The 20,581-nt window shown below is 58.0% G+C and carries 19 protein-coding genes; 17 read left to right on the forward strand and 2 right to left on the reverse strand.

From position 1 onward, the window contains the following. Positions 1-8 precede the first annotated feature (8 nt). From lpxD to tilS, 8 genes are all read left to right on the forward strand, one after another. A complete protein-coding gene (gene lpxD / locus OR573_04480) occupies positions 9-1,046 on the forward strand; it encodes a UDP-3-O-(3-hydroxymyristoyl)glucosamine N-acyltransferase (protein ID XGA80914.1) in 1,038 nt (345 codons plus the stop codon). Between the two features lie 134 nt (positions 1,047-1,180). Continuing rightward, the gene (gene fabZ, locus OR573_04485; GenBank protein XGA80915.1) at positions 1,181-1,624 is read left to right on the forward strand and encodes a 3-hydroxyacyl-ACP dehydratase FabZ; all 444 of its coding nucleotides are present in this window, start codon (positions 1,181-1,183) and stop codon (positions 1,622-1,624) included. Continuing rightward, on the forward strand, positions 1,621-2,388 hold the full coding sequence (lpxA, locus tag OR573_04490) for an acyl-ACP--UDP-N-acetylglucosamine O-acyltransferase (GenBank protein ID XGA80916.1): 768 nt from the start codon (positions 1,621-1,623) through the stop codon (positions 2,386-2,388). The genes fabZ and lpxA overlap by 4 nt, the downstream gene beginning before the upstream one ends. Before the next feature lie 45 nt (positions 2,389-2,433). After that, entirely contained in the window at positions 2,434-3,609 is a 1,176-nt protein-coding gene (lpxB, locus tag OR573_04495) for a lipid-A-disaccharide synthase (GenBank protein XGA80917.1), read from the forward strand. After that, positions 3,602-4,243 carry a ribonuclease HII gene (gene rnhB / locus OR573_04500; GenBank protein XGA80918.1) on the forward strand — a complete coding sequence of 214 codons (642 nt, stop codon included), beginning with the start codon at positions 3,602-3,604 and terminating at the stop codon, positions 4,241-4,243. Before lpxB ends, rnhB begins: the two co-directional genes overlap by 8 nt. 59 nt (positions 4,244-4,302) lie before the next feature. Continuing rightward, positions 4,303-7,803, forward strand: coding sequence for a DNA polymerase III subunit alpha (gene dnaE / locus OR573_04505; protein ID XGA80919.1), 3,501 nt, complete (start codon positions 4,303-4,305; stop codon positions 7,801-7,803). A gap of 95 nt (positions 7,804-7,898) precedes the next feature. Continuing rightward, positions 7,899-8,855 (forward strand): acetyl-CoA carboxylase carboxyl transferase subunit alpha, encoded by a 957-nt coding sequence (accA, locus tag OR573_04510; GenBank protein ID XGA80920.1) that lies wholly within the window; start codon positions 7,899-7,901, stop codon positions 8,853-8,855. Then, positions 8,836-10,167: a tRNA lysidine(34) synthetase TilS gene (gene tilS / locus OR573_04515; GenBank protein XGA80921.1), complete on the forward strand. Its 1,332-nt coding sequence runs from the start codon at positions 8,836-8,838 to the stop codon at positions 10,165-10,167. The genes accA and tilS overlap by 20 nt, the downstream gene beginning before the upstream one ends. On the opposite strand, the gene ppx is transcribed toward tilS, so the two are convergent. Continuing rightward, the gene (gene ppx / locus OR573_04520) at positions 10,150-11,706 is read right to left on the reverse strand and encodes an exopolyphosphatase (GenBank protein ID XGA80922.1); all 1,557 of its coding nucleotides are present in this window, start codon (positions 11,704-11,706) and stop codon (positions 10,150-10,152) included. The genes tilS and ppx overlap by 18 nt on opposite strands. Before the next feature lie 530 nt (positions 11,707-12,236). Here ppx and rho point away from each other — a divergent pair. The 7 genes from rho (at position 12,237) to OR573_04555 (ending at position 18,306) form a co-directional block, all read left to right on the forward strand. Beyond that, entirely contained in the window at positions 12,237-13,496 is a 1,260-nt protein-coding gene (rho, locus tag OR573_04525; GenBank protein ID XGA80923.1) for a transcription termination factor Rho, read from the forward strand. A gap of 78 nt (positions 13,497-13,574) precedes the next feature. Beyond that, a complete protein-coding gene (ubiD, locus tag OR573_04530) occupies positions 13,575-15,074 on the forward strand; it encodes a 4-hydroxy-3-polyprenylbenzoate decarboxylase (protein XGA80924.1) in 1,500 nt (499 codons plus the stop codon). A 39-nt stretch (positions 15,075-15,113) separates the two neighbouring features. Next, on the forward strand, positions 15,114-15,848 hold the full coding sequence (locus tag OR573_04535; protein ID XGA80925.1) for an NAD(P)H-flavin reductase: 735 nt from the start codon (positions 15,114-15,116) through the stop codon (positions 15,846-15,848). 127 nt (positions 15,849-15,975) lie between these two features. Next, the gene (locus OR573_04540; GenBank protein XGA80926.1) at positions 15,976-16,107 is read left to right on the forward strand and encodes a hypothetical protein; all 132 of its coding nucleotides are present in this window, start codon (positions 15,976-15,978) and stop codon (positions 16,105-16,107) included. A gap of 315 nt (positions 16,108-16,422) precedes the next feature. Continuing rightward, entirely contained in the window at positions 16,423-16,584 is a 162-nt protein-coding gene (locus tag OR573_04545) for a hypothetical protein (GenBank protein ID XGA80927.1), read from the forward strand. Positions 16,585-16,586: 2 nt separating this feature from the next. Then, positions 16,587-17,693 carry a 3-deoxy-7-phosphoheptulonate synthase gene (locus tag OR573_04550; GenBank protein XGA80928.1) on the forward strand — a complete coding sequence of 369 codons (1,107 nt, stop codon included), beginning with the start codon at positions 16,587-16,589 and terminating at the stop codon, positions 17,691-17,693. Between the two features lie 94 nt (positions 17,694-17,787). Further along, on the forward strand, positions 17,788-18,306 hold the full coding sequence (locus OR573_04555) for a DUF3087 family protein (GenBank protein ID XGA80929.1): 519 nt from the start codon (positions 17,788-17,790) through the stop codon (positions 18,304-18,306). 60 nt (positions 18,307-18,366) lie between these two features. Here the strand turns inward: OR573_04555 and OR573_04560 are convergent, their stop codons facing one another. Further along, positions 18,367-18,756, reverse strand: coding sequence for a hypothetical protein (locus OR573_04560; protein XGA80930.1), 390 nt, complete (start codon positions 18,754-18,756; stop codon positions 18,367-18,369). Between the two features lie 189 nt (positions 18,757-18,945). Between OR573_04560 and OR573_04565 the strand changes: the two genes are divergently transcribed. Together OR573_04565 and OR573_04570 are read left to right on the forward strand one after the other, a co-directional pair. Continuing rightward, positions 18,946-20,142 (forward strand): trans-2-enoyl-CoA reductase family protein, encoded by a 1,197-nt coding sequence (locus OR573_04565; GenBank protein ID XGA80931.1) that lies wholly within the window; start codon positions 18,946-18,948, stop codon positions 20,140-20,142. A gap of 73 nt (positions 20,143-20,215) precedes the next feature. After that, positions 20,216-20,419, forward strand: coding sequence for a hypothetical protein (locus tag OR573_04570; protein ID XGA80932.1), 204 nt, complete (start codon positions 20,216-20,218; stop codon positions 20,417-20,419). Positions 20,420-20,581: the final 162 nt, after the last annotated feature.

Consider the following 20,581-nt stretch of genomic DNA (forward strand, 5'->3'; position numbering starts at 1 on the left):
GGGTTTTTATGACGCACCCACACGTTTCAATGACGCTGGCAGATATCGCACGCCATCTCAATATTTCCGTCAAGGGAGATGTTAACGTCGCTGTTAGTGGCCTGGCGACACTGAAAGATGCTGGGCCTGATCAAGTTGCTTTTCTGGCTAACCGTGCCTATTTGAAAGACCTGGCGTCAACCCGAGCGGCGGCAGTATTGTTGCATCCTGATTATGCACAGGATTGCCCGGTAGCCTGCTTGGAAATTGCCAACCCTTATGTCGGCTATGCCCAACTATCGCAGCTGTTTGACCCTTTGGCCGCCAATCGTCTTGAGGCCGGCGTGCACCCAAGCGCCGTCGTGGCTGAAGATGCCGAACTGGGTCAAGGGGTGCGCATCGAAGCCCATGCGGTTGTGGCCTCGGGTGCGGTACTTGCAGACAATGTTGTAATTGGCCCAGGAAGCGTTGTGGGTGCGGATACGCAGTTGGGTGAAGGCTCGCACCTGCATGCCAATGTCACTCTTTATCACGGTGTGGTAATCGGCAAACGGGTCATTTTGCACAGTGGCTGCGTTATCGGTGCTGATGGTTTTGGTTTTGCCCATGATGGCACAGGCTGGCACAAGATTGCCCAGTTGGGCGGCGTGATTCTTGGCGATGATGTAGAAGTAGGCAGTTGCTCAAGCATTGACCGTGGTGCGCTAGGCGATACCGTCATCGGTAACGATGTCAAAATCGATAGCCAGGTACAGATTGCTCACAATGTGCATATTGGCGACCACACTGCACTCGCTGGCTGTGTGGGCATTGCTGGTTCCACTCGAGTGGGCAAGCATTGCATGCTGGGCGGCGGTGTTGGTCTGTCGGGTCACCTCACCCTGTGCGATGGAGTACAGGTGACGGGTATGAGTCTGGTGACCAACTCGATTCACAAGCCAGGGGTCTACTCATCCGGCACCGGCGCTATGGCCAACCATCAATGGCGTAAGAACGCAGTGCGTTTCAAACAGCTTGATGAGATCGCCAAGCGTCTGGCAAGGCTGGAAAAACACCATCAGGGCTGAGTTGGCGTACGCCATATTATGCGCTGAAAGGTTGAGACGTCCTTTCAGCAGGTTATAATGCCCGCCCCTTGCCAGCGCGAGCGTTGGACGTATCTGGGTCAACCCCAGGGTTTTTGTTATTAGAGGTCGCTACGATGGTCATGGATATCAACGAGATTCGCGAATATTTACCCCACCGCTATCCTTTCTTGCTGGTGGACAGGGTAACGCAGTTAAGCGTCGGTGAATCCATCGTTGCGTATAAGAATGTTAGCATCAATGAGCCGTTTTTTAACGGCCATTTTCCGCATCACCCCATCATGCCTGGCGTGCTGGTGCTTGAAGCGCTGGCGCAGGTATGCGGTATTCTGGGGTTTAAAACGGTCAATAAGCTACCCGCTGACGGCTACGTCTATTATCTGGTGGGCAGCGATAACGTACGCTTCAAAAGCCCGGTCATGCCAGGGGATCAATTGGTGCTTGAAGCCAAGGTGATTCGTGGCAAGCGGGGTATCTGGAAATTTGCCTGCCGCGCAACGGTAGATGGAGCGCTTGCCTGCGAAGCTGAGATCATTTGCGCTGAGAGGAAGGTGGCTTGATTCATCCTACTGCTCTGGTTGACCCAGCGGCCCAACTGGCAGATGACGTGGACGTCGGGCCTTTCAGTGTTATTGGCCCCAATGTCACCATTGGCGCGGGTTCAATCATTGGCCCTCATGTGGTCATCAAAGGCCCGACGGTGCTGGGCGAAAGAACGCGTATCTTCCAGTTTGCTTCGGTGGGTGAAGACTGCCAGGACAAGAAATATGCCGGTGAGCCAACGCGCCTGGTGATGGGGGATGACAACGTCATCCGTGAAGGCGTTACCCTGCACCGGGGTACCGTGCAGGATCGCGCAGAAACCACCATAGGCTCACGCAACCTGTTCATGGCCTATGTGCATGTAGGGCACGATTGTGTGGTGGGCAACGATTGTATCCTGGCCAACCAGGTGACCCTGGCAGGCCATGTGACCCTGGGTGATCATGCCATTCTGGGTGGGCTGGCAGCTGTTCACCAGTTCTGCCATTTTGGCGAGCATGCCATGGCAGGCGGTGGGTCAATCATCACCAAGGACACGCCAGCCTTCATGATGATTAACGGTAACCCCGCCGAGGCGCGCGGCCTGAATCTGGTTGGCCTGAAGCGCCGAGGGTTCAGCCGGGAAGCCCTCAATGCATTAACCGATGCGTACAAGCTTGTCTATCGTCAGGGGCTGACCGTTGAGCAAGCACTGACCACCATGCGCGAACGTTACACGCTGCCTGAAATCGAGCGTTTTGCTGCCTCCATCGAGCGCTCATCGCGTGGTATCGTGCGTTAACGTCTAGCGACGCCGATAAGACGTCATAGGCAAGGAGCAGGCACGATGACCATCAAGCGCGTTTATCTGGTGGCCGGTGAGCTTTCCGGCGATATTCTTGGGGCAGGCCTGATACGCGAGTTACAGTCGCGCCATCCTGAGGTGGAATTTCGCGGTATCGGCGGCCCGCGCATGCTGCGTCTGGGTATGGATAGCCGTTTCCCACTTGAAACCCTTTCCGTGATGGGATTGGTTGAAGTCCTTAAGCACCTTCCTGAACTGCTCAAAGTGCGCAAAACTCTGCTGACGGATGCTTTGGCCTGGCAGCCGGATATCATGATAGGTATTGATGCGCCTGACTTTAATCTGGGGCTGGAGCGCAAGTTGCGCGATAGCGGAGTGACCACGGCGCACTACGTCAGTCCTTCGGTATGGGCCTGGCGCCAGGGGCGCGTCAAAAAGATTGCCCTGGCGGTCGATGGCATGCTGACCCTGTTACCCTTCGAAGCCGATTTCTACCGTCAGCATCAGGTGCCGGTCAGTTTTGTCGGTCATCCGCTGGCAGATGAAATGCCGCTGGAAAATGATCGCCAAGGTGCCCGGGAGGCGTTGGGGCTAGCGGTCGATCAGCCGGTGCTGGCAATGCTGCCCGGCTCGCGGGCCAACGAAATACGCTTTATGGGCGCTACCTTTCTGATGGCACTGGAGAAGGTCTGTCAGTCTTACCCGGCCTTGCAGGTAGTGATTCCTGCGGCCACGCCCCAGCGCTCACAGGAGATCACCGCGCTGCTGGCTGATTTTCCAGCCTTACAGGGGCGCATCGTCGTGATCCAGGAGCAGGCCCGTGAGGCCATGGTGGCCAGCGATGCCGTGCTGTTGACCTCCGGCACCGCCGCACTTGAAGCTATGCTGTGCCATCGGCCCATGTTGGTGGCCTATAAGATGGCACCTGCTACCCACTGGCTGGCCAAGCGTTTGGTTAAGACCCGCTGGATTTCGCTACCGAACATGATCGCCCAGGAGAGCATCGTGCCCGAGCTGATTCAGGAAGCGGCGACCCCAGACGCCATTGCCAGCGAGCTTGTGCAGCTGCTGGGCGATGACACAGCGCGACGTGCCCTGGAAACCCGCTTTGCCGCCATGCATGCCGACCTGCAACGCAACGCCAGCCGCCGCGCTGCTGATGCCATTGAAGCCCTGATTGCCGGTCAACCGCTCTGCGAGGTCAGTGCCGATGGCTAAGCCAAAGCAACAGGCGCCGCGCAAAGCGCCACCCGAATGGCCGCCTATCGAGATTGCCTATCAGGGGCGTTTTCTGGCTGGCGTGGATGAAGTGGGGCGTGGCCCTTTGGTGGGTAGCGTCGTAGCCGCTGCCGTCATTCTCGATCCACAGCGACCCATTGAAGGGCTGGGTGATTCCAAAAAGCTGACCGCGCGCAAACGCGATGCACTAGACGGCCAGATTCGCACCCAGGCGCTGGCCTATTGCGTGGCACAAGCCAGCGCCGCCGAGGTCGATCAGCTGAATATCTATCACGCCACGCATCTGGCCATGCGCCGCGCGATTGATGGCCTCAGGCCCACCGCCGAATACCTGCTGGTGGATGGCAACCGACTGCCAGGTCATGCTTTGCCGGGCCAGGCGGTAGTCAAAGGGGATGCCCGCCATCATGCCATAGCGGCAGCGTCGATTATTGCCAAGGTCGCCAGGGATGCGCAGATGCAGGCGCTGCATGAGCGCTACCCCGAGTATGGCTTTGACCGCCACAAGGGCTACCCGACCCGGCAGCATCTGGCTGCGCTTGAAGCCTATGGCCCGCTGGCCGAACACCGGCGCAGCTTTGCGCCTGTACAGCGGCAGTTGGCGTTACTCTAGCGGGCCAGCCGCTGGCCTACGTGTTTTTCAGTCATTATTGTTTTCCATACGAGAGTGTCATGACGGTTCCCTTTGTTCATTTGCGACTCCATAGCGAATACTCCCTGGTCGATGGGCTGGTCAAGCTCAAATCGCTGGTGTCGACCACCGCTGCCCGGGAAATGCCTGCCCTGGCGCTGACGGATGAGGCGAACCTGTTTGGTCTGGTCAAGTTCTATACCGCCGCCCAGGGCGCCGGCCTGAAACCCATCATCGGCAGCGACCTGTGGCTGCATAACCCCCACGACGACGCCCATCCTTACCGGCTGACGCTGTTGGCGATGAACGCCACTGGCTACCGCAACCTGACCGAGCTGATTTCCAAAGGCTGGACCCACGGCCAGCGCCAGGGGCGGGCGATTCTTGATAAACGCTGGGTTATGGCGCAAAGCGATGGCCTGATTGCGCTCTCGGGCGGGCGTGACGGTGAGGTGGGCCGCCACCTGCTGAGCGAGCACTATGAGGATGCCAAGGCGCTGCTGGCCGAGTGGCAGACGGCGTTTCCCGAGCGCTTCTACCTGGAACTGGTGCGCACCGGCCGGGCGCTGGAAGAAACCTGTGTGCATGAAAGCGTGCGTCTGGCCATTGATACCGGCACCCCGGTAGTGGCGACCAATGATGTGCGCTTTCTTGAGCGCGAGGATTTCTGGGCCCATGAAACCCGGGTGGCGATTGGTGAGGGCAAAGCGCTGGACGACCCGCGCCGTGAGCGCCGCTACTCGGAAGAGCAGTATCTGAAAAGCCCTGAAGAGATGGCAGCGCTGTTTGCGGATATTCCCGAGGCACTGGAAAACAGCGTCATGATCGCCAAACGCTGCAGTGTCGATGTGCGCCTGGGTGAGATATTCCTGCCTGAATATGAAATTCCGGACGGCATGACCCAGGACGAATTCTTCCGCAAGATTTCCCATGATGGCCTGACTGAGCGCCTGGACTTTCTGTTTCCAGAGGCGCAATACCCACGCGACAGCGAAGAATACCAGGCCATTGATCAGCGCTACCGGGAACGTCTTGATTTCGAGCTGGATATCATCATCCAGATGGGCTTTCCCGGTTACTTCCTGATCGTGATGGACTTTATCCAGTGGGCCAAGGATAACAAGGTGCCGGTCGGGCCAGGGCGGGGGTCCGGTGCAGGCTCGCTGGTGGCCTATGCTCAGAAGATTACCGATCTTGACCCGATTGGCTACGATCTGCTGTTTGAGCGCTTTCTGAACCCCGAGCGTGTTTCCATGCCCGATTTCGACGTCGATTTCTGTATGGAAAAGCGCGACAAGGTCATCGACTATGTGGCTGACCGCTATGGCCGCGATGCGGTCTCCCAGATCGTCACCTTTGGCACCATGGCTGCCAAGGCGGTGGTGCGCGATGTGGCCCGCGCCCAGGGCAGGCCCTATTCGCTGGGCGATAAACTCTCCAAGCTGATTCCCTTTGAAGTGGGCATGACGCTCTCGAAAGCCATCGAGCAGGAAAGCGCCCTGAAGGAGTTCATCGACGCCGACGAAGACGCGGCTGAAATCTGGGAAATGGCGCTCAAACTTGAAGGCACCACCCGGGGCACCGGCAAACACGCCGGGGGTGTGGTGATTGCCCCTACCAAGCTGACCGACTTTGCCCCGCTGCTGTGCGATGAAGACGGCTCCGGCCTGATGGTGCAGTTCGATAAGAACGATATCGAAGAGGCCGGCCTGGTCAAGTTTGACTTTCTCGGCCTGCGCACCCTGACGATTATCGACTGGGCGCTGGAAATGGTCGATAAGGTGCGCGCCGTGAATGATCAGGCGCCGCTGGATATTGATGCCATTCCCCTTGACGACGGCGCGACCTTTGAAATGCTCAAGCGCGCCGAGACTACCGCGGTGTTCCAGCTGGAATCCCGTGGCATGAAGGAGCTGATCAAGCGTCTGCTACCGGATTCCCTGGATGACATGATCGCCCTGGTGGCGCTGTTTCGCCCTGGGCCTTTGCAGTCCGGCATGGTTGATGACTTTATCAACCGTAAGCACGGCCGCGCGGAAGTCTCCTATCCGCACCCGGATTACCAGCATGAGTTGCTCAAGCCGGTGCTCAGCCCGACCTACGGCATTATCCTGTATCAGGAACAGGTCATGCAGATTGCCCAGGTCATGGCAGGCTACTCTCTGGGTCAGGCGGATATGCTGCGGCGTGCCATGGGTAAGAAAAAGCCGGAGGAAATGGCCAAGCAGCGCGCTGGCTTCATGGAGGGCTGTGCCGCCAACGGGATTGATAAAGACCTGGCGGGTAATATCTTCGACCTGGTGGAAAAGTTTGCCGGTTACGGCTTCAACAAATCCCACTCGGCGGCCTATGCGCTGGTGTCCTATCAGACCGCCTGGCTCAAGGCGCACTATCCAGGGCCTTTCATGGCGGCGGTGATGTCCACTGAAATGGACAACCTGGACAAGGTGGTGCCGCTGATTGAAGAGTGCCGTCACCTCAAACTGACCGTGACGCCCCCGGATGTTAACGTCGGCGGCTACAAGTTTACCGTCGATGAGCAGGGGCGCGTGGTTTACGGCCTGGGGGCAATTCGCGGCGTCGGCGAAGGCCCCATCGGCGCCATCGTGGCCGCCCGCGAAAGCGAAGGCCCTTTCAAGGATATTTTTGATTTCTGTCGGCGTATCGACCCCAAGCGCATGAATAAGCGCACCCTGGAAGCGCTGATTCGTTCCGGCGCCCTGGATAATCTGGGCCCCAATCGCGCCGTGCTCGCGGCTGCCGTGGAAGACGCCCTGAAAGCTGCCGCCCAGAATCACACCAACCAGAATCTGGGCATGCTGGATATGTTTGGTGATGCCTTTGAGGCGGCAGAGGATAACGATGTCTACGCCGAGTACCGTCAGGTGCGTGAGTGGACCGATCGCGAGCGTCTGGCAGGCGAGAAAGATACCCTGGGGCTATATCTGACCGGTCACCCGATTGATGAATACGAGCGCGAACTGAAACGCTTTGTATCGACGCGGATTGTTGACCTTGCTGCTTCCCGCGAGCCTCAGCGGGTGGCTGGCCTGGTGGTTGGCGTGCGCACGATGAAATCCAAACGCGGTGATACCATGGCGTTTGTTACCCTGGATGATCGTACCGGGCGGATTGAAGCCTCCCTGTTTGGGGAGCTTTTTGATCAGGTGCGCAGTCAGATAGAGTCCGATCAGGTGCTGATCGTGGAAGGCGATGTCTCCAACGATGACTTTTCCGGCGGTCTCAAGCTGCGCGTCAAGGATGTCACACCCATGGTCACTGCCCGGGTGCGCTACGGTGAATCGATTGATGTGGCGCTTAATGCCGAGCGGATTAACGGCCGCCTGGTGGAAAGCCTGCGCAACAGCCTGACGCCTTACTGCGACCCGGCCGGGCTGCCCGTGCGCCTGCATTATCGCCACCCCGAGGCCAGCGCCTGGCTGCAGCTGGATAACAACTGGCACGTTGCCCCCAGTGATGACCTGCTGCTGGCGCTGCGCGATGTAGAAGGTCAATCCGGCGTTCAGTTACGCTACCGCTAACGGTTTGCGTCCCTGAATCAAGGTGCGATAATGCGTTCCAATAATTGATTAATGATGATCATGTGACCCGAAAGGCCCATTTTTAAGGCTAGCTCATGAACCCGAACTATCTTGATTTCGAACAACCGATTGCCGAACTGCAGGCAAAAATTGAAGAGCTGCGTCTGGTCAGCTCTGATAACGACGTCAATCTCAGTGAAGAGATTGAGCGCCTGGAAGAAAAAAGCCGCAAACTGACTGAGTCCATCTTCAAGGATCTCACTCCCTGGCAGGTGTCGCAGATTTCCCGTCATCCTCAGCGCCCCTACACGCTGGATTACCTGGAAAGCATCTTTACCGATTTCGACGAACTGCATGGTGACCGCCACTTTGCCGATGATGCGGCTATTGTCGGTGGTATTGCCCGCTTGAATGACCAGCCTGTCATGGTGATCGGTCATCAAAAGGGCCGTGATGTCAAAGAAAAGGTACGCCGTAATTTCGGCATGCCGCGCCCTGAGGGTTACCGCAAGGCCTGTCGCCTGATGGAAATGGCCGAGCGCTTCAATATGCCGATTCTGACCTTTATTGATACGCCGGGTGCCTATCCGGGCATTGATGCCGAGGAACGCGGTCAGTCAGAAGCGATTGCCTATAATCTGGCGGTGATGTCGCGGCTGAAAACGCCGATTATCTCCACCGTGGTGGGTGAGGGCGGTTCTGGCGGCGCTCTGGCGATTGGCGTATGCGATGAATTGCACATGCTGCAGTATTCGACCTACTCGGTCATCTCGCCGGAAGGCTGTGCGTCAATTCTGTGGAAAAGCGCTGAAAAAGCCTCTGAAGCCGCTCAGGCCATGGGCATTACCGCTGAACGACTCAAGGAGCTGGGGTTTGTCGATGCCCTGATCAAGGAGCCGCTGGGGGGCGCGCATCGCCATCCGATCCATACGTCCGAACGCATCAAGGAAGCGCTGACCCAGAGCCTGGGACGCCTTCAGGCGCTGGATACCGAGGCCCTGTTGGAACGTCGCTACGAGCGCTTGATGAGCTATGGCGCTCCCGCCGCTTGACGCCCTGACAGCCCGGCTTGACAACGCCCTGGCGGAGACCCCGCCGGGGCGTTGTATTTGGGTGGCGCTTTCTGGCGGGCTGGATTCCAGCCTGCTGCTCACTCTGGCGGCCGACGCTTGCCAGCGCAGCGGTCACCGCCTGGCAGCGATCCACGTCAACCACGGCCTGCAGGAAGCGGCCACCGCCTTTGAGCAGCATTGTCGTCAACTATGCCAGTCCCTGCCGGTGCCACTCACAATTGCCCATGTTGCGGTAGATACTTGCAGCGGGCAGGGTCTCGAAGGGGCGGCCCGCCAGGCACGTTACGCGGCTTTTGCCAGCCACCTTGCTACGGGCGATTTGCTCTGGCTGGCCCAGCACCAGGATGATCAGGCCGAAACCCTGCTGCTGGCGGCCCTGCGCGGCAGCGGCATCCGCGGGCTTGCTGGAATGCCCGCTGTTCGCCATTGGCAGGGGTTAACGCTGGTACGCCCCTGGCTGGACATCAGCCAGGATCAGCTGAATGAGGCAGCCGAGCAGAAATCACTTAGCTGGGTGGACGACCCCACCAATGCCCAGTGCGAAGCGGATCGTAACTTCCTGCGTCACCGCATTCTGCCTGTGCTGGAAACCCGCTGGAAAGGGGCAGGGCAGCGGCTGGCCAGGGTGGCTCAGCGCGCTGCAGAAGCCGATACTCTGCTGAATGAATACGCGCTTGATGAGCTGGCAAGCCTGTGTGGCGAAACGGGTGGGCTGGAGGTGGCGGCTCTGCTGGCGCGCTCGCAGCCCCGCCAGCGTTTGCTGGTGCGCACCCAGTGTCAGCGACTTGGCCTGCCCACACCGCCAGCCAAGCGCCTGGAAAGCCTGCTTGCTCAACTAGGTGCCGCGCCGGATGCTCAGGTAAGGGTCGTCTGGCCGGGCGGCGAGGGGCGTGTCTGGCAGGGGCAGCTGTATCTGCTTGATGCCACCGCTGAGCCTGAAAGCTGGGCGCAGGCCTGGAGCGGAAAAACGCCGCTTGTTACCCCACTGGGCGGGCGGGCGTTCAGCGTGCTGCCGGAGGCCGGGATGCAGTGGCCTGACGGAGAGCTGCAGGCTCGCTGGCGTCAGGGCGGTGAAGTTCTCCAGCTGGCGGGGCGCGGCCGCCGTGACCTGAAACGCCTGCTTCAGGAAGCCCGTCTGCCGCCCTGGGAGCGCGAGCGGGTGGTGGTCTTGACAGCAGCAAGTGACAGCCAGTGCATCGCCGCCTTACACTCGCCCAGCGGCTTAAGCTGGGTTGCTGCAGGGTGGCGGCTGATCTGGCACGACCCTGGCGTCTCAGCTGAGCTGGAGTGAGAAGCCAGCAGCCTTCATGAATGCCTGCTCCTGTTCAAGATCTGTACTGAGCAGCGTAGGTTCATCGCTGGCATCCAGGTGGATATGCAGGATGTCATCCTTGCAGGCCAGCCGTGGCAGCTCGGGCGGCGTTTCCGGGCGGGAATGATTGAACAGCACTGCAAGCCGCAGCAGGCGGGCCAACTTGGCGGCGTTGGCCTGCTGGGAAGCCGGTAGCGCCTGCCATTCCTTGATCGGGAACTTGCGCCGGTGGGCGCGTACCAGAAAGGCCAGCAGACGCTGTTCGGGGCGCGAAAACCCGGAAAGGTCTGAATGCTCAAGCAGATAAGCCCCATGGCGGTGAAACTGGCTGTGAGAAATCGCCAGGCCAATCTCGTGCACCTCGCTGGCCCAGCACAGGTAGCGGCGATGATCATCGTTAAGCTGCCAGTCTTCCCTGAGCTGGAAAAACAGCCGCTCGGCCGTTTCTGCCACGTTATCAGCCTGGCGGGTATCAACATCATAACAGCGCTTGAGAAAGGCCAGTGTCTTGAGGCGAGAGTCCTCGGCGCTATTGCGCCCGGCCATGTCATACAGCACCCCTTCACGCAGAGCGCCGTCAGCAAAGCGCATCTGCTCAAGGTCAAAGGCTTCAAAGACGGCACTGAGGATGGCAATGCCTGCCGGGAAGACCCTGGCGCGGTCGGTCTTCAGGCCTTCCAGTGCCACCTTGTCCAGATGCTTGCATTTTATCAGACGCTCGCGCAGCTTCTTGAGCCCTGCACGGGTTATCAGGCCTTCCTGAAGCGTATCACCATAGCTATGCAGCACATTGGCCGCGGCTTTGATGGTGCCGCTGGAGCCGACCGGGTCTTCCCAGCCCAGCTTCAGGTAAGGGCGCTGGATATTGGCCAGTTCGGAAAGCGCCGCCAGCTCGGCTTTACGCATGCGCTTCTCGGTCAGCTCACCATCCGAGAAAAATCGCCGTGAAAAGGTCACACACCCCATGCGCAGGCTTTCAAGCGCCTTGGGTTCAAAATCTTCGCCAATGATAAATTCCGTCGAGCCGCCGCCGATATCAACAATCAGACGACGCCCGCTTTCGGCCAGAGCGTGGGCGGCCCCCAGATAAATCAAGCGGGCTTCTTCACGCCCGGCGATAATCTCGATGGCATGGCCGAGCTGGGCTTCGGCACGGTCGATGAAGGTCTGGCTGTTGTAGGCATCACGCAGGGCGTTGGTGCCGACAATGCGCAGGTGATGCCCTTCTATATCATTCAGAAAGGGAGCAAAGCGGCCCAGGCAATCAAGGGCACGCTGCATGGCCTCTTCGCTCAGGTTGCCGTCTTCATCCAGGCCGGCAGCCAGCTGGACTTTCTCGCCCAGACGAGCCACCACCTGCAGGCGCTCATTCTGGTAGTTGGCCACCAGCAGGTGGAAACTGTTGGAACCCATATCAATAGCGGCAAGGCGGCGCGGGTCGCTCCCGCTGGGCCCTGAGTCAGAAGAATCCGCAGCGGTCGATGGTGAAGTCATGGAGAGCGGTGTGTCCTTGGGCATGTGTTATCCTTCAGGTTAGCTGTGCCAAGGTTGCGGTGCTCTCTGTCTGTTGTCAATTGTCCACTCGCTGCCAACAGAACGCACGCTGTTAACAGCAAAGAGGGGCTTGCGTTTATGGCGGCGCTTGACTACCATCAGGCCATTGGCGTGATGCGAGTTGCTCGATCGCCGTATCTACTGCCTCAGGCTTTAGCGACTCATGTATAAAGCCATCTCAATGTCCAAGTCGTCAGATCGCCCGCTGGTCTTGCTCTTATTTCGGTTCTATTCGTTACCTGTTGTGCATCGTAATTAACGCACAGGCAATAAACAGGCACCGAACAAGTACTGGAAACACTTACAGATCAGATTACAAGCGATAGCGCTCACCGGCTGAACAGGGCTTCAGGGTTCAGCACAGCATCTTCGAGCGTATGCCTACCGGGGTCTGAACGCACCTTACAGCGTTTTTGTAAGCGCTGTTATCATGCCTCCTTTCTTATTCCCGGCGCCTGGCGCCCAGCTTTCATGAGCAACGTTTAAACACACCGATGAATCTCACTGAACTCAAGCAAAAATCCGTCCCCGAGTTACTCGAACTTGCCCGTGAAATGGGCATCGATAACCTCGCTCGTTCGCGCAAGCAGGACATCATTTTCGCCATCCTCAAGAAGCATGCCAAAAGTGGCGAGGATATCTATGGCGACGGTGTGCTGGAAATTCTCCAGGATGGCTTCGGCTTTCTGCGTAGTGCGGACAGTTCCTATCTCGCCGGGCCAGACGACATTTACGTCTCGCCTTCACAAATCCGCCGTTTCAACCTGCGCAAGGGCGATTCCATTGCCGGCAAGATACGTCCGCCCAAGGAAGGCGAGCGCTATTTTGCCTTGCTCAAGGTCAGTCAGATCAACTTTGACCGCCCTGAGAACGCCAAGCACAAGATCCTGTTCGAGAACCTAACGCCGCTGTTTCCCGATGAGCGTATGCACATGGAAATCGGCAACGGCTCGACGGAGGATCTGACCGCACGGATTATTGACCTTGCTGCGCCGATCGGTAAAGGCCAACGGGGGCTTCTGGTGTCGCCGCCCAAGGCGGGTAAGACGCTGATGCTGCAGAATATTGCCACCTCCATTACGCGCAATAATCCTGAGTGCCACCTGATCGTGCTGCTGATTGACGAGCGCCCTGAGGAAGTCACCGAGATGTCACGTACCGTGCGCGGTGAAGTCGTGGCCTCTACCTTTGACGAACCCCCGGCACGTCACGTTCAGGTCGCCGAGATGGTGATCGAAAAAGCCAAGCGTCTGGTTGAGCACAAGAAGGACGTGGTCATCCTGCTGGATTCCATCACCCGCCTGGCGCGTGCCTACAACACGGTCGTACCCAGCTCCGGCAAGGTGTTGACCGGCGGTGTCGATGCCCATGCGCTGGAAAAGCCCAAGCGCTTCTTCGGTGCTGCGCGTAATATCGAAGAGGGTGGCAGCCTGACGATTATTGCTACGGCCCTTGTAGATACTGGCTCCAAGATGGACGAAGTGATCTTTGAAGAGTTCAAGGGTACCGGCAATATGGAAGCCCATCTGGATCGCAAGCTGGCAGAAAAGCGCGTCTTCCCGGCGATTAATATTCGCCGCAGCGGTACTCGCCGTGAAGACCTGATTGCCACTGAAGATGAAATGCAACGCATGTGGATTCTGCGCAAGTTGCTTAATCCCATGGAAGATGTGGCTGCCACCGAGTTTCTGATTGACCGCCTCAAGGATACCAAGACCAACCTGGAATTCTTTGAAGCCATGAAGCGTCGCTAGCCTGCTTTTCCAGCGCTCTGGCTGGAGAAGCGCTGTTTGCCGTCCCTTTGAGCGGGGCATTAGCTGCGGGAGTCTGCTGTGAAATACCACGATTTACGTGAATTCATCGCTGCGCTGGAAGAGAAGGGAGAACTCAAGCGTATCAGCGTGGAAGTTGACCCTTATCTGGAAGTGACCGAAATCTGTGACCGCACCCTGCGTGCCGGCGGCCCGGCGCTATTGTTTGAAAACGTCAAGGGCCACGCCATGCCGCTTTTGGGCAACCTGTTTGGCACGCCCAAACGGGTAGCATTGGGCATGGGGGAAGATTCAGTGGAAGCCTTGCAGGAAGTGGGCAAGCTGCTGGCGTTTCTGAAAGAACCTGACCCGCCCAAGGGCTTCAAGGATGCCTGGTCGAAGCTGCCCATCTTCAAGCAGGTGTTGAGCATGGGCCCCAAGGTGGTCAGGCGTGCCCCGGTGCAGGAGGTGGTCTATGAAGGTGACGATGTCAACCTTGATCAGCTGCCTATCCAGCACTGCTGGCCGGGCGATGCCGCCCCGCTGGTGACCTGGGCGCTGGTAGTGACTAAGGGACCGCACAAAAAACGCCAGAATCTGGGCATCTATCGGCAGCAGAAAATTGGCCGTAATCGCCTGATCATGCGCTGGCTTTCCCATCGCGGCGGCGCGCTGGACTTCCAAGAATTTCAGAAAGCCCATCCGGGTGAGCCTTTCCCTGTGGCAGTGGCGCTGGGCGCCGATCCGGCGACCATACTGGGCGCCGTGACGCCGGTGCCGGATACGCTGTCTGAATACGCCTTTGCTGGCCTGCTGCGCGGTTCGCGCACTGAGCTGGTCAAGTGCGGCCACGCTGAGCTTGAAGTACCCGCCTCGGCGGAAATTATTCTGGAAGGCTTTATCTACCCGGATGATATGGCGCCAGAAGGGCCCTTTGGCGATCACACCGGTTACTACAATGAAGTCAGCCACTTCCCGGTGTTTACCGTTACCCGCATGACCATGCGCCGGGATGCCATCTATCATTCTACCTATACCGGTCGCCCGCCGGATGAACCGGCGATTCTTGGCGTGGCCCTGAACGAAGTCTTCGTGCCGATCCTGCGCAAGCAGTTTCCGGAAATCGTCGATTTCTACCTGCCGCCGGAAGGCTGTTCCTACCGCATGGCGGTGGTGACCATGAAGAAGCAGTATCCCGGTCATGCCAAGCGGGTGATGATGGGCGTGTGGAGTTTTCTGCGCCAGTTCATGTATACCAAGTTTGTCATTGTCCTTGATGATGACGTCGATGCTCGCAAATGGGAGGATGTGATCTGGGCGATGACCACCCGCATGGACCCCGCAAGGGATACGGTGACAGTGGAAAATACGCCTATCGATTATCTGGATTTTGCTTCGCCAGTGGCGGGCCTGGGGTCCAAGATGGGTTGGGATGCCACCAACAAATGGCCGGGTGAAACCGACCGTGAGTGGGGCCAGCCCATCACCATGGATGAAGAGGTCAAAACCCGGGTGGATGAGCGCTGGGAAAGTTTCGGGATTGGCATTCCACTGCCTGACGCCCGCAAAGGAAGCGAATAAATTGACCGCACTCCCTGACCGTAACAACAAGAGGCTTTGATGAGCGCAAAAACCTTGACCTGCCAGGTCACCGAAGTAGAAGACCTCAACCCGGACGTGTTTGGCGTCACCTTGCAAGGCCGGGCAGAAGCCATGCGTCATGCCCCAGGCCAATATCTTGAGCTTGGCCTGGATGAGCAGACCTGGGTGCCGTTCTCGATCGCCAGCGCAGAGCGCGGCGATGGCAGGCTTGAGCTGCATATTCAGCACTGGCCGGAACGTGATAATTCTGCCCGCCTGCGCGAGCTGCTGCAGGTCGCCAATCAGCTGACGATCCGCCTGCCTGGCGGTGATTGCGTGCTTGACCTTGATAGCCAGCGGCCGCTTTTACTGGTCGCCGCAGGCACCGGGTTTTCACAGATGAAAGCGATTATCGAGGCGGTGCTGGAACATCAGCCAGAGCGTGAAATCTCACTGTGGTGGGCTGCCCGCGAACATCGCGATCTCTATCTTGAGCCATTGGCCTGCCAGTTGGCGCTGGAGCATGAAAATATCCATTTTCATGCGGTGACCGAGATGCCGCTGCAGGAAGAGATGACGTCCAGCGAGCGTATTCATCATCACCAGGGGCGTATAGATCAGGTGCTGGCCAGCGCCAATCTGTCACCGCAGAATTACGATGTTTACCTGTCCGGCTCGCCCGGCATGGTGTATGCCAGTATTGATGCGCTGGCGCCCCAGGGGCTTGACCAGTCGCGGCTGTTTTCCGATGTGTTCGCCTATGCGCCGCGTTGATCAATGTGCCCGCACCGTCAAAACGTCTAGTACGCACGGTATTACTCTCGTCGTAGGGGTAATGATCGGTTAATATGGGTGCACTATATTCCCCTGAATCCATCATCCGTTTAAGAGAGCTTTACTCATGGCCCATCATGAAGACGAAAACTTTAAAGATAACTCCGGTGTGCTGGCGATTATTGCAGGCCTGGTAGTGCTGGTTAGCATGAGTGCGTTGCCGGCTACCATTGGCTGGTACCAGTTGTTTGCTGGTTAATCTGCCTGTCAGGGCATTCGTGTCGCTAACCCTTTGATGCATTGATGAGAGAATGAACATGACAAACGTCACTTTTGAATGTCTGTTGTTACCGGCAGCCAGCCGTGTTCATCATTGTTATTGGTTTAGCCAAGCGGTGCCTCAGGCCGACGGCTAACGTCGCGCCGACAGGCACGCCCAACGGGTTGCCTGCCATGTTAAAGCCCCGGCTGGTAACCCCAGCCGGGGCTTTTGTTTGTTAGGACTTTTGTTTGACGTTGTGAAAAATGTGTAAGATACATAGTTGAAAACCAGATTTTTCGGAGGAGCAGCACCATGACCGTTCGCGCCCATTTCAATGCTATCGCCATCCCCTATATCGGCTATGGATATGGCTGGCGATTTAGCGTCGCGCGACAGGTCATAGCTGCCACCTCCGGTCGCGTTCAAACAGGTGGCGATACGGTACAACGATGTCCTTTACATTTGGAGAGTTAACCATGAATGCCCCTGTTTCCAGCTTGCCGAAGCGTCACGCCTCACTGTCTTCCACTGCTTCTGCTGCGAGCCTGCCGCCAGACGCTGCTCAATCCTGCCTTCCTTTGCCAACCCCCGCGGTACTGCGTCAATCGCTTGCCGTCGATGCGGCGCTTGAACAGCAGATCCACCAACAGCGCCAGGCCATCAACCAGATTCTCAACGGCGAGGATTCGCGCCTGCTGGTGGTGATGGGTCCCTGTTCAGTACATGACCCGGAAGCGACCCTGGAATACGCCGAGCGCCTGGCCCGGCTGAGTGAGGAGGTCAGCGCGCAGATTCTGCCGGTGATGCGCGTCTACGTCGAAAAACCGCGCACCACCGTCGGCTGGAAAGGCCTGGCCTACGACCCAGCGCTGGATGGCAGTGGCGATATGCCCACAGGGCTTGGGTTATCACGTGAGCTGATGCGCCGTGTTGCCCAGTGCGGCCTGCCGGTCGCCACTGAACTGCTGCAGCCCATGCTGGCGCCTTACCTGGATGACCTGCTCAGCTGGGTCGCGATTGGTGCCCGCACCACGGAATCTCAGCTGCACCGCGAGCTGGCCAGCGACCTGGCGGCTGCCGTGGGCTTCAAGAATGCCACCAATGGTGATATCCAGGTCGCCATTGACGCCATGAATGCCGCCGCTCACCCTCATCAGCGTTTCGCGCTGGATGCCCACGGTCAGCCGGTGATGCAGCAAAGCCCCGGCAACCCGCATACCCAACTGGTACTGCGCGGCGGACACGGCGAGCCCAACTACCAGGCGCGTCACGTCAACGCTGCCAGCAAAGCGCTGCGCGCAGCAGGGCAGAATCCGCGCTTGATGATTGACTGCAGCCACGCCAACGCCCGCAAGGATCACCGCCGCCAGAGCGAAGTCATGCTCGATGCCCTGGCACAGCGCAGCGCCGGTAATACCGATATCGTCGCGCTGATGCTGGAAAGCCATCTGCATGAAGGCAAGCAGCCGCTCAAGCCGGGTGCTTTGCGCTACGGTGTATCGGTTACCGATGCCTGCATTGGCTGGGAAACCACCGAACACCTGTTGAAGACTGCCGCAGAACGGCTGGCAGGCGCCAACTGAACAGAAGTTGCAATATCCCGGCCTTTGCCCGCTAGGCAAGGGCCGGTAAAATGATCACTAAAAGCGTTGTTCAACGAAGGATAAGAGGTCGCCCATGGCGGTAGTATTTCAACTGGAAGAGTACGAACCCGAGGTTTACCGCCGCAAGGCGCGTATGATCAGTGTGGCCATGGCCGGTCAGCTGATTATCTTCGGTATGCTGTTTGCCATGCTGCTGACCGCCACGTTTGGGAGCAGCTTCTGGCTTAATGCGCTGGGTGTCTTTTTAGGTCTTTTGGCCACCAGTGCCATGTTTGCCGCCTTGAAAGACAGGCCCTGGATGAATGAGGTGCGCTACGTCTGGCAGCTCAAGCATCACCTGGGTCAGATCAGTGGCTATCTATCCACCCTGCGCCGTGAAGTGAAAGCTGACAATCGCGTTGCCCTGGATATCCTGACCTTCTACCATCAGGGCATGCAGCAACTGGCCGAGCTTAACGATCGTACCCCGGACGATGACGCCGAACGCCTGGCAGAAAAGCTTGAGGTCAAACTCAAACGCGAAGAGCTGGGCATGCCAGAAGAAGTCACCCATTTCGACCCGCAGGATCTGAGTGCTTTCAAGCGAGGCTAAGCTCTGGAAGCAAAGCTCCTGGAAACAAAGCTCCTGGAAACCAATCCCTAGCCGTGCCGATCAGGAAGGTAGCTGACCGCGATGTACCATCAGACGGTTCATCAGCTCATTGATGCGGTGGCGGGTCATCATGGTGGTCAGGCCTGAAAACAGTGCCCAGCGCTTGCGGCGCCAGCCGGTCAGGCGCAGGTTATGGCTGACCAGACGCTGCATCAGCTGGTAGTCATCAAATTTGCGCCACTCGCTGGCCACCGACAGCTGGTAACGGGACATCACCGGTGCCAGCTCCAGGCGGAACACCCACTCAAGCTCCTTTAGGCTTAGCTCGTAGCGCTCGATGACCTCGACCATGCGCGCATAATCCCGCTCACCTGGCTCACGGTCGAGCCATAAAGGCGCCAACGCCAACCACAAGTCACCGCGCTCATCGACCAACTGCTGTGCGTTCATATCATCTTGCCTCCGCCACCTTGATTCAGCCTGCCATCCTGCCTTGAACCTCGGCCATTCTCAAGCGCCACCGCCTTGCGGCGACGCTGGCCACTACATGGGGGCGGACATAACGCCTGCAGCCAGTTAGAATTGGCGTCACAATAGCGCAACAGCGCATGACAGTGACCCAACACAACGAGGCTCAATGTGATTATCAAACCCAAGGTACGCGGTTTTATCTGCACCACCACCCACCCTGTTGGCTGCGAACAGAACATACGCGAACAGATTGACGCCACCCGCGCCCGCGGGCTGGATAAAGCCAGTGGCCCCAAAAAGGTGCTGGTGATTGGTGCTTCCAGCGGCTACGGCCTGGCGGCGCGAATCACCGCTGCCTTTGGCTACGGCGCCGACACTCTGGGTGTCTTCTTCGAAAAGCCAGGCACTGAAAAGCGCACCGGTACCGCGGGCTGGTATAACTCCGCCGCCTTTGACAAATTTGCCAAGCAGGAAGGGCTTTACAGCAAGTCGATTAATGGCGATGCGTTTTCCCACGAAGCTCGGGAAAAAGCCATCGAGCTGATCAAGCAGGACATGGGGGAAGTCGACCTAGTGGTTTACTCACTGGCATCGCCGGTGCGCAAACTGCCGGACAGCGGTGAGGTCAAGCGCTCCAGCCTGAAGCCGATTGGCGAGACCTATCGTGCCACTGCCATTGATACCAACAAGGACGCCATCATCGAGGCCGAAGTGGAACCCGCCACCCAGCAGGAAATTGACGACACCATCATGGTGATGGGCGGTGAAGACTGGGAACTGTGGATGGACGCGCTGGACAAGGCAGGCGTGCTGGCCGAAGGCGCGCGCAGCGTGGCGTTCAGCTACATCGGTACAGAGATTACCTGGCCGATCTACTGGCACGGCGCTCTGGGTAAGGCCAAGGAAGATCTCGACCGCGCGGCAACCGCCATTGATGACAAGCTCAAGCAGAGCGGTGGAAGCGCCAATGTGGCAGTGCTCAAGTCAGTGGTCACCCAGGCCAGTGCGGCCATTCCGGTGATGCCGCTGTATATCGCCATGGTATATCGCATCATGAAGGAAAAGGGCCTGCATGAGGGCACTATTGATCAGCTGAATCGCCTGTTTGATGACAAACTCTACGGCGATGATAACAGCACAGATGAGGTGGGCCGCGTGCGCCTGGATGACTGGGAGCTGCGCGATGATGTCCAGCAGGCTTGTAAGGATCTATGGCCGCAGGTGACCACCGAGAATCTTTTCGAGATCACCGATTACGCTGGCTACAAGCACGAGTTCCTCAAACTGTTTGGCTTTGAACGCGACGACGTGGATTATGAGGCAGATGTGAACCCTGTGGCGGAGTTTGATGTCATCAACCTATAGGGCCATATTTCGGGATGTCTGTTAGCGGCCCGGATATGTTGCTTTCGTTCACCGGTTATCATGGGAGTGTCTTATGGATACCCGAGAAAACCAGACCTCAAAAGAATCCGAAGAGGATGTTATAGAACGGCGTAAGCCTGAAACCTTTGAAGTATCTGAACCACAGCGTCAGCCTGAGGCGCAAAAGCCAGCAGGTAAACTGCCTTGGGCGCTGATAGCAGTGATCGTCGGCGTTATTGCCTTACTCGCCGTCTGGTTCTTGTCTGGCGCTAATTGATAGAGGCTGAAGGCTGGATATTGCCGGGCGCTTGCCCGGCTTTTATATTTCAGGCCTCCCTTTTTGCGTTAACGCGTGTTCCTGCTTGCGTAGTCTTGACGGGCATGGCAATAAATAAAGGTATAACAAGGACTTTTTACCACTGGCGTGGATAAACGATGT

It is taken from the genome of Halomonas sp. CH40, from assembly GCA_041875495.1.
In the GTDB taxonomy this organism is placed as follows: domain Bacteria; phylum Pseudomonadota; class Gammaproteobacteria; order Pseudomonadales; family Halomonadaceae; genus Vreelandella.